Here is a 9,585-nt window from a genome sequence, read left to right as displayed (position 1 = left end):
TTTCCGTTCCAATTTAAAATCACTACTGCTACACTCGGTACTGTCATCCTGCGTTATCTGGTTTATGTTTCCATCGCCTGTGGCTCCATAGCCAGTAGGGTGGGTTATTATTAATTATTTTTTCCAGGCGCTCAAAAGTTGCCCTAGTAATCTCATGTTCTTTGGCTTCAGCCGGCTTTTCTGAAACAAGGTAACAATCCACTTCGTAATACCCTCTTTTGATCAGCTGCATGTTGAAGTAGATCACCGGCCTGTTGGTCTGCAGGGCGATTTTTTCTACGCCTAATAAAACTGGTGTGGGCTGATTCAGGAAATCTATCCAAAAATGGGCTTCATCTTTTACGGGGGTTTGATCCCCGGCAAAGCAGAACATGGTCACCTGATTTCTTGTGCCCGCCACCGCCCTCAGGGTTTGACGCATGGGTATAAATACATTGCCTGATTTTATACGTGTTTTATAGAACCAGGCATCAAATGCGGGATTGCTTAGCGGTTTGTAAATTACATAGGCTTTGGATGGTATTTTAAGTCCAAGGGCCATCATTCCAAGCTCCCAGTTTCCATAGTGACCCGTACAGGCTAAAATGCTTTCCCCGCGGTCAAAGTAATCGGTAATTAAATGCAGGTTATTGAACTTTACTCTTCTTTCAAGCTCTTTGTCTGTAATGGATGGCAGCTTTATGACCTCAAAGATCAGGTTGGCCAGATAGTTAAAAAAAGTTTTTTCTAGCTTAAGGAGTTCTTGTGGAGATTTGTCCGGAAAAGAATTGCGAAGGTTATCGCGGACTACTTTTTTGCGGTAGCCAAATATTCTGTACAGTATCAGGTATCCAAAAGTTGCAAGCTGATACAACACGGAGAGGGGAAGCAGTGACAAAAAGTTCAAAAAAGATATTCCTATATAAGAAAAGCTTTTTTTTATCATTATTTTGGCGAATTAAGAATGCAAACATAATTTATCAGATGCAAAGTTTAGCTATATTCCCGCTTTTTTATCTTCCGCCGGTTGGTTATTTTTCTCATTTGAAAGACTTCGAAGCTGATTTTTTGATAGAAAGGGAGGAGCATTTCGTGAAGCAAACATACAGGAACAGGGCGGTGGTATATTCACCAAATGGTCCCCTGCATTTGATCGTACCTGTGCTAAAAGGTGCTAAAATGCATACGAAGATGAAAGATGTAAAGATCAGTAATGATTTTGACTGGCAAAGATTGCATTGGAAAAGCCTGGAGAGTTGCTATCGCAATTCGGCATATTTTGAGTACTATGAAGATGAGTTTTTCCGGTTTTATGAGCAAAAATTTGATTTCCTGTTTGATTATAACATGGAGATTATGCGTTGGTTATTAAAACAGCTCAAGAAAAATGTCATGCTGGAATTCACTGCTGAATATATGGAAGGGCAGGATGTTGTTCATGACTTTAGAAAAAGTATCCACTTTAAAAATCCGCTTAATATTTCTGAATTTAAACCTTATTTTCAGGTCTTTGATGACAGAAACGGATTCATACCAAACTTAAGTATAGTGGACTTGTTGTTTAATCAGGGCCCTCAGTCGAAATTATATATCTGATCTATGACCAAACAGCAAAAGCATAAGCAGAGGAAACATAAGCATTATTCGTTGCCTGAAGCAGGCTCGAGCCCGGGATTGGTGTATATTGATCCAAATGCATTGAAGCCGGTCATTAAGCTGTATAAGTACAGTTCAGGTACTTATGAAGTTCAGGACCTGGAGCATATTAATCATATCAGTCGAATCATTGCAGATCAGAGTTTTACTTTCTGGGTTGAGATCAAGGGCTTTGATTCTCCGGCCTTGTTTGAAACGTTCCGCCAGGATATGGGCGTCAATAAACTGGTGCTGGAGGACATCACGAGAACCTATCAGCGGCCTAAATTCGAGGAGTACGAGGGTTATGATTTTGCGGTGAGCAGGATGCTTCATTTTGATGAGAATGATGATCTGGATAATGTTCAGGTATCTTTTGTGCTGATGGACAATACATTATTTACGTTTCAGGAGGGGTATGAGGATTGTCTTGAACCCATCAGAAATCGGCTCAAATCAGGGAAGGGGAATATCAGGATGGGAGGGAGCAGCTACCTGATGTATGCACTGATGGATGTCATCATTGACCGTTATTTTCAGATCCTGGGCAAATGGGGTGAGGACCTGGATGCCATAGAGGACCGCCTTTTTGAAAAACCTGACCGGACGGTAATGTATGATACTCAGATGATTAAAAGGAGCTTGATTGGAATAAGAAGGGTATTGTGGCCGGAAAGGGATAAACTAAATGACATATTGAGAACGGATAGTCCGCGCATTACTGAACAAACCAAAATGTACATTAAGGATGCTTATGATCATTGCATCCAGATCATTGATATTGTGGAGTCTCTCAAGGAAATATCAGTCACCAATATGGACATGTACCTGTCCATTATCAGTAACAGAATGAATGAGGTCATGAAGGTGCTGACCATCATGTCGTCTATTTTTATTCCGCTAACCTTTGTCGCAGGTATTTATGGGATGAACTTTTCCCGGGAGGACCCTGTGACCGGTAAGGTGCTGCCGCTAAACATGCCGGAACTGTATCAGGAACATGGTTATTTATATACTATGATTATAATGGCTGTTATTGCCTTCATACAAATCATATTTTTCTGGCGCAAGGGATGGTTTAAATAGAACTGATATTCTTACCTTAGCTTCGTGCAATCCTTCGAACTAGATAAAACAGATATATCTAAGATTAAAGTAGCCTTAAATGGTGATGATGAACAGCTGAAAGCTCTTCTGAAGGAGTATCATGCCTCAGAAATTGCCATACTTTTCGAGAGTTTAAACAAGGACGATAAGCAGCGGATCATCAATTTACTGTCTGTTGAGATCGCTTCTGAGGTGATTTCTGAAATGCATGAGGAATCGCATCCGGAGGAGCTATTGCTTCAGCTGCATCCTGATAAGCGGACGGAGATCGTTGAGGAGCTTGATTATGACGATGCTACAGACATTATCTCCCAGCTTGAAGAGCATGAGCAGGCTGAGATCCTTGAGGACCTGAGTGAGGATGATGCTTCGAACATCCGTAATCTTTTAAGCTATCACGAAGAGACTGCGGGCGGCTTGATGAACACCGAGTTCATCAGGATCAATCTGGATCTTACCAAAAAAGATGCGATTGATGAAATCATCAGACAGAGTGAAGAAATAGAGGAGTTTTACACGATTTTCGTAATCAATGATGACAATGTTTTTCAGGGAATTGTTTCTTTGAAGGATATTATTAAGGCAAAGGGGAATGTTAAAATCACTGAGCTGGTCAAGGCTGAAGTGGCATGGGTATATCCGGATACGGATCAGGAAGAAGTCGCCAGACTGATCTCTCAGTATAACATCACCAGTATCCCGGTATTGGATAAGGACATGAAGTTATTGGGACGTGTTACTTTTGACGATGTCATTGACGTACTTGAAGATGAAAATACGGAGGATATCCTGAAAATATCCGGGGTTTCCGAAGATGAGGAACTGAGTGGTAACTGGATTGAGGCTGTTAAATCACGTTTGCCCTGGCTGATCCTGAATTTGGGTACTGCTTTTCTGGCTTCAGGTGTGGTGCGGCATTTTGCACCGACTATTGAACGTATTGCTGTTCTTTCTGCTTACATGACCATCATTGCCGGCATGGGTGGAAATGCGGCGACTCAAGCGCTTGCTGTAACTGTGAGAAGGATTTCCTTGTACGACCTAACAGATAACCAGGCATACCGAACGGTATTGAAAGAGTTTACTGTGGGGCTGATCAATGGAGCAGTAACAGGTTTGATCGTATTTTTATTTGCTTTATTTTTTGATGCCAATCCTATGCTTGGATTGGTTATCTTCCTGGCTATGACAGGTAATCTGCTGATAGCCGGGGTAACTGGTGCAGGTATACCATTAATATTAAAGCGGGTCGGAATTGATCCGGCCATTGCTTCTTCAATAATTATCACAACTTTTACGGATGTTTTCGGATTTTTGCTGCTGCTCGGGCTGGCAAGCAAACTTTTACTTTAATTTTATTATTATATGCAACCCACAAAACACAATTGGACAAAAGAAGAAATATCAGAAATATATCACAGACCGTTTTTAGATCTTGTTTATGAGGCTGCAACTGTTCACCGCGAAAATAAGGATTACGCAGAGGTACAGGTAAGTTCGCTGATCTCCATTAAGACTGGCGGTTGTGCGGAGGATTGTTCTTATTGCCCTCAGGCTGCACGTTATCATACTGAACTGGAAGTTCAGCCATTGATGCAGGTGGGCCAGGTGGTGAGTGCCGCTGTAAAAGCCAAAGAGGGGGGAGCCTCACGCTTATGTATGGGGGCTGCCTGGCGCGAAGTGCGGGATAACCGGGACTTTGACCGGGTGATTGAGATGGTCAAAGCCGTGAATGATATGGACATGGAGGTTTGCTGTACCTTAGGTATGCTTACTGAAAATCAGGCACAGCGTCTTGCTGATGCAGGCTTGTATGCATACAACCATAATATAGATACTTCTGAAGATGATTATAAGCGCATCATTTCTACCCGTACTTATGATGATCGTCTGAACACCATTAAGAATGTCCGCAAAGCTAAGCTCACGGTTTGCAGCGGCGGGATTATTGGATTAGGTGAGACCGAGGAAGACCGCGTTTCTATGCTGCAGACGCTGGCCAATATGGCTGTTCATCCCGAGTCTGTTCCTGTCAATGCGCTGGTTCCGGTAAAAGGCACTCCATTAGAAAATCAACCAAGGGTTCCGATCTGGGATATGGTCAGAATGATTGCTACCGCGCGTATTATAATGCCTAACTCCGTGGTACGTTTGTCAGCAGGAAGAAATGAAATGAGTACGCTGGAACAAGCTTTTTGCTTTATGGCAGGCGCGAGTTCAATTTTTGCCGGTGATAAATTGCTGACTACGCCAAATCCTGCTTTTGTGGATGATATGGCTATGTTTGAACTTTTGGGATTGAAGACCCGGGACGCTTTTAAGAATGGCAGACCTGTAAATACCATCGCGATTAAGGCAGAAGCTTCGGTTTAAGTTCATATTTTACAGAGCAGTAACCCTGGCTGCTATATTGCCCTTGGTTGCTTTTGAGTAAGGGCAGACTCTATGCGCTTTGTCTGCGATGCTTTGAGCTTCTTCCGTTGTGATCCCCGGGATATGAACATCCAGTTCGGCAGATAGGACATATGAATTTCCATCTTGATTGAAAGAAACATGAACCTCTACTGTGGCTTCTGAAGTATCGACACCGTCATGCTGTGCAATTGCAGCTAGAGCTCCTAAATAACAAGCACCCCATGCAGCCGCAAATAACTGTTCCGGATTTGTTGCGCCCCCCTGACCACCTAATTCTTTTGGCTTTCTCAGATCAAATTCAATTATTCCGTCACTTGATTTTATGTGTCCATCGCGGCCGCCTTTTGCGGTCACAGATGCCGTATATAGTTTTTCCATAGTCAATTTGTTATTTTAATGAAGATAGAACAACCTTCATAGCTTAAAGTTTTATACTTTAATTTTTTCAGATAATTTATAGATGTCATATGCCACCTTTTGTATGAGATCAAACTGTTCAGCTACGACTACTTCTGATGTTTGGGCGTTTTGCTTGTCGCTGATGCTTCTGCGAATTAACGGCACGTTTTGAATATTTCCTGTATTGTTTTGAAGTGTTTCCCCTGCGAGCTTCAAAAGATATACCGTATTTTGAGTTACCGGTTTTAGTTCTTCAAAATCCGAAACTCCAAACGAATGTTCTCTATTATACAAAAACAAAGTAGCTATATATGAAGACAGCAAATGGCTTAATGCGGTGAACTGATGAAGTTCTTTCATGAGCAATTGCTTACTTTTTGGCTCAGAAAACATCCGTTGAAATAGTGAAGCAAGATTTGCCGAAGTAACATATACTTCTTTTCTGGCTACTTTATAACTGGTAAGATCACTGATGCTTTGCGCATAAAACAAACTTACCTGCTCAAAGTATTTCAAATTTGCATTTAAAGTATCAATCAGGGCTTCTTTAAGTTTTTCATGCTCCCAATTGGGAAACAAGGAGTAACTGGCTAAAAGAGCTATTCCTGAGCCTATCAATGTGTCATAGATACGTTCCCTGGCGATTGACAGACCGCCCATACCTAAAAATTCGAAGAGAATAAGGATATAGGGCGTCATGAATAGCACACTCACTACATAATTTTTTCGCTGAAAGCTATAGCATCCAATCATGCAGATCAATAATATAACAAATAATGTATTTTTATCGTGGACATAAATAAGTACACCCATTCCAATAAAGGCACCGATTACCGTTCCGATTAATCTTTGATAGTTACGTTCTTTGGCAAGACTAAAACCAGGTTTGGAGATCACCAGAATTGTTAATAAAATCCAATAACTGTGTGAGAAATTGAGCGTTTTGGCTACCACAAAGCCAATTAACATAACTATAGCAACCCGAAGTGAATGCCTGAATGTGGATGAATTGAAAGTGAGGTTTTCTACCAGTAATCCTGGGTCAATATTTTGCCTGGTTATGAATTTTTCAATATCAACATGCCTTGGTTTGAGGTTCTTTTTTTCACTTTTATTAAAGTATCCGTTGATAGTTTTAATCCTTGAGAGGATATTTTCAATATTTACTTCAATGTTTTTGAGCGCTATAATTCCTAATGTATTATATTTCCCATCTTTATTGGCGATTTCAAGCTGTATAATCTCAGTCTTGAGTTTTGCGACATCTTCAATCAAAGAGGAGGGAAGGCTGGGGGTTCCACCGGTTTTTAGCGAAAACGCTATGTCATCAAGTTCATCGGCAATTTTTATAATAACTGACTCGTAATGGGATAAGATTCCGGATGGGTCAAATTGTTCATGAAGTTGTTTATAATTATAATAAGTTGACATAACCTGTTCAAACAGGTCAACCATATCAACAAAAACCAATAGTAGAAATCTACCTTCCGGTGTCGATTCTCTTACAACTTCTCTGGTTTTAAATAGAACTTCTCTTACAGCGTCTTGTTTTTCATGTACTAAAACCTGTAGTCTTAACAGTTCAGCATAATTTTTTTCGTAATCCGCATCATGATGATAAAATTTTGCTTTTGCTCTTAAAAAGTCACTGATCTCATGCACTGAATCGCTCAATGTTTGCTGAACAAGTCTATAGGGCCGCAAGCGATAAAACAAATAACTTAACAATGTATACCAGATACTTCCGGTGAAAATCAATAAAGAATAAAGCAGAACTTCATCCCATGGCCTGATGTCATCAATACTTAACACCATAACCAATAACGACGCTGTTCCGATGGACGCAGCTCTAAGTCCATATAAGAAAAACATAGAGAAAATAAAGCTGCTTACAACCAGCACAATCGCTGTAAAGTAGATGCTGTTATTTGTAAGCCCGACCAGAATCGATATTAATGTAATCGAACCTGTAGTGATCAGCATTGCATTTCGGCGATGAACTATTGGTCCGGGAGAATCTACAACACTCACACACAATGCACCTAAGGAAAGCGTCATGCCATATTGAAGCATCCCATATTGCGCAAGAATTAAAGATGGACAAAGAACTCCAAAAGTAATTCTTAGGCCATCGGCAAAGTATGTGCTTAATAAAAAATCGTGTATATTTCTAATCGGACGATTAAACATAACTTTGTTAAGACATCAAAATATAAAAAGTTCCATTATAAACCAATATTTATTGGAATAATGAGCCGGAATTATTATATTATATTAATATACATAATTAATATTATGTTAACCAATAACTTTACCTACCCTTAATATTACTTTAACTTAAAACTCTTCCAGTTTGGATTTAAGCTCCTGCACTTTATCCAGCTTATTTTTACGAGTATAAATATCTATAAGTAACTGTACTGTTGATTTGTCGTTCTGATTGATCTCATGCGCTTGTAATAATGCAATTTCAGCTCTGTTAATAAATGCGGTATATTTTTGACTTTTGTCCTGTTCGGAAGATTTAAGTATTGCATTAGCTGAGCCAACATATGCCAGTCCCATTTGATATAGTGCGTCAAAATAATTCTCGTCTATAGACAGCGCCTTATTATAAGCAAGTTCAGCTGTACTATAATTTGAGTTGTTTTGATGTAAATACCCGTATAAGAAATATAGCAGCTTGTTTTTTGAATCAACTTTTAATGTGTTCTCTATTATCTTAATAGCGGTTTCATACTTTTCGTTATCAAGTAAAAGATTGATATAGCTATTTGTAAGATTGGCATCATAAGGGTTTAGTTTTATGCCATCCTCCAACGTCTTTATAGCCAGTTCATTTTCAAATTTTGATATATAGATGTTGGATAAGTTCTGAAATAAAACAGGGTTTTTTACTCCGTTATCTTTAGCTCTTTTGAAGTAAATTAAGGCATTGTCGTAAGCTTGTATATTTTGTGCGGCCAATGCTGTATTCACCGCTAAAACTGTATCTTTTGGAAAGAAATCACTGACATCTTTTAGTAGTTTGTAGGCGTTAGCAAAATCATTGTTATTGAAAGCTGTATTCGCTTTATTTTGTTTTCTGATGTTGATGTTATAAATAGCGGCGTCAATCAAACGGGAATTGGCCTGAAATTTATCTAATCGCCTTGCGGAATCAATCGCGTCAATAGCTAATGTGTAATATTTGTCCGCATTACCTTCGTCAGCATCGATTATCGAAATGTATGAACTTAGATAGGCTTTTATGGCCCATGTTTCCGGCCATTTCTTTGTTTTCCTGTCGCTTTGAGCAGCTTCACTTGCCTTAATGCCCTCCCCTAGTATTCCAAGTTGTTTTGCGGGTTCCGCTTTGGCATTAATTGCCACATGCAGTTTACCAATACTATTTCTCGCAATTTGAACCTGGCTTCTTTGGGAGAATGCCAAATTAGAAGTCATCAACACTAATAATGTGATATTTAGAAATGATATTTTGCTCATAATACAAATTTAAAAAAAAGAGGGATAAAACTACCCCTCCTTCTTAGTTCTATAATGCAAATGCTATTTATTTAGGCAATGCATCCAGCTGTTTTTGAACAGCATCTCCATTTACTTTATCGTTCTTGAAGTAATAAATTGATTTTAATTTGTCCAGTGCATATCCACTTTTGGGATCCAGTGCCGATGCAGCCTTATAATAGGGTATTGCCTGATCTAAAATACCTTTCATTTTTACACCAAGATCTTCAAATTCCTTGCTTTTTTTTGCATCCACTTTGTTGGTTTTATTGGCTTCTAGCTCGGTCGCAAGTTTATTCCTCGTATCCTGGAGATCATTCGCTTGTTTGAAAAAGATGTCCCCCATTGCGATTTGATAGTCCGGACTATTTGGATTTTTTTCAATGAGCTTCTTGATCATTTCCTGGGACTTGGCTACATCCCCCTTTTTTATCCAGTAATTGGTTTCCATGCCGAGCAGATCGTTGTCGCCCGGAAATTTGGCTGATGCCTCCTGAATCAAGGCAATCGCAGCCGTACTGTCTTTCACTTCCGCTAAATAGA

General features: G+C 39.7%; 9 protein-coding genes. 4 read left to right on the top strand and 5 right to left on the bottom strand.

From position 1 onward, the window contains the following. Positions 1-43: 43 nt before the first annotated feature. Positions 44-925, bottom strand: a complete 882-nt coding sequence (locus VK541_RS05730; RefSeq protein ID WP_324367809.1) for a lysophospholipid acyltransferase family protein — start codon at positions 923-925, stop codon at positions 44-46. Positions 926-963: 38 nt separating this feature from the next. On the opposite strand from VK541_RS05730, the gene VK541_RS05725 reads away from it, so the two are divergent. Genes VK541_RS05725 through bioB form a run of 4 tightly spaced genes read left to right on the top strand, consistent with a single transcriptional unit; the run spans position 964 to position 5,094 of the window. Next, on the top strand, positions 964-1,575 hold the full coding sequence (locus tag VK541_RS05725) for a WbqC family protein (protein WP_324367807.1): 612 nt from the start codon (positions 964-966) through the stop codon (positions 1,573-1,575). A gap of 3 nt (positions 1,576-1,578) precedes the next feature. Then, positions 1,579-2,700 carry a magnesium/cobalt transporter CorA gene (corA, locus tag VK541_RS05720; protein ID WP_324367805.1) on the top strand — a complete coding sequence of 374 codons (1,122 nt, stop codon included), beginning with the start codon at positions 1,579-1,581 and terminating at the stop codon, positions 2,698-2,700. 24 nt (positions 2,701-2,724) lie between these two features. Then, the gene (mgtE, locus tag VK541_RS05715; protein ID WP_324367803.1) at positions 2,725-4,074 is read left to right on the top strand and encodes a magnesium transporter; all 1,350 of its coding nucleotides are present in this window, start codon (positions 2,725-2,727) and stop codon (positions 4,072-4,074) included. Between the two features lie 12 nt (positions 4,075-4,086). Next, complete coding sequence (gene bioB, locus VK541_RS05710) at positions 4,087-5,094, top strand: biotin synthase BioB (protein ID WP_324367801.1); 1,008 nt, start codon at positions 4,087-4,089, stop codon at positions 5,092-5,094. Between the two features lie 9 nt (positions 5,095-5,103). Here bioB and VK541_RS05705 read toward each other — a convergent pair whose 3' ends face one another. The 4 genes from VK541_RS05705 to VK541_RS05690 form a co-directional block, all read right to left on the bottom strand. Continuing rightward, positions 5,104-5,514 (bottom strand): organic hydroperoxide resistance protein, encoded by a 411-nt coding sequence (locus tag VK541_RS05705; RefSeq protein ID WP_324367799.1) that lies wholly within the window; start codon positions 5,512-5,514, stop codon positions 5,104-5,106. Positions 5,515-5,565: 51 nt separating this feature from the next. Beyond that, complete coding sequence (locus tag VK541_RS05700) at positions 5,566-7,725, bottom strand: FUSC family protein (protein ID WP_324367798.1); 2,160 nt, start codon at positions 7,723-7,725, stop codon at positions 5,566-5,568. A gap of 147 nt (positions 7,726-7,872) precedes the next feature. Continuing rightward, a complete protein-coding gene (locus VK541_RS05695; RefSeq protein WP_324367796.1) occupies positions 7,873-9,021 on the bottom strand; it encodes a hypothetical protein in 1,149 nt (382 codons plus the stop codon). Between the two features lie 67 nt (positions 9,022-9,088). Further along, the coding region (locus tag VK541_RS05690; RefSeq protein WP_324367794.1) for a tetratricopeptide repeat protein at positions 9,089-9,585 on the bottom strand (497 nt) is incomplete at its 5' end.

This window comes from Pedobacter sp. (genome assembly GCF_035317785.1).
Classification (GTDB): Bacteria; Bacteroidota; Bacteroidia; order Sphingobacteriales; family Sphingobacteriaceae; genus Pedobacter.
Note: the sequence above shows the minus strand (reverse complement) of the source record. Positions and strands in the feature narration are given on the sequence as shown.

Excerpts from the sequence above, each read along its gene's own strand:
- bioB (WP_324367801.1), top strand. The coding sequence starts at position 4,087 with ATGCAACCCACAAAACACAATTGGACAAAAGAAGAAATATCAGAAATA.
- VK541_RS05705 (WP_324367799.1), bottom strand. The coding sequence starts at position 5,514 with ATGGAAAAACTATATACGGCATCTGTGACCGCAAAAGGCGGCCGCGAT.
- VK541_RS05695 (WP_324367796.1), bottom strand. The coding sequence starts at position 9,021 with ATGAGCAAAATATCATTTCTAAATATCACATTATTAGTGTTGATGACT.
- VK541_RS05730 (WP_324367809.1), bottom strand. The coding sequence starts at position 925 with ATGATAAAAAAAAGCTTTTCTTATATAGGAATATCTTTTTTGAACTTT.
- VK541_RS05700 (WP_324367798.1), bottom strand. The coding sequence starts at position 7,725 with ATGTTTAATCGTCCGATTAGAAATATACACGATTTTTTATTAAGCACA.
- VK541_RS05725 (WP_324367807.1), top strand. The coding sequence starts at position 964 with ATGCAAAGTTTAGCTATATTCCCGCTTTTTTATCTTCCGCCGGTTGGT.
- corA (WP_324367805.1), top strand. The coding sequence starts at position 1,579 with ATGACCAAACAGCAAAAGCATAAGCAGAGGAAACATAAGCATTATTCG.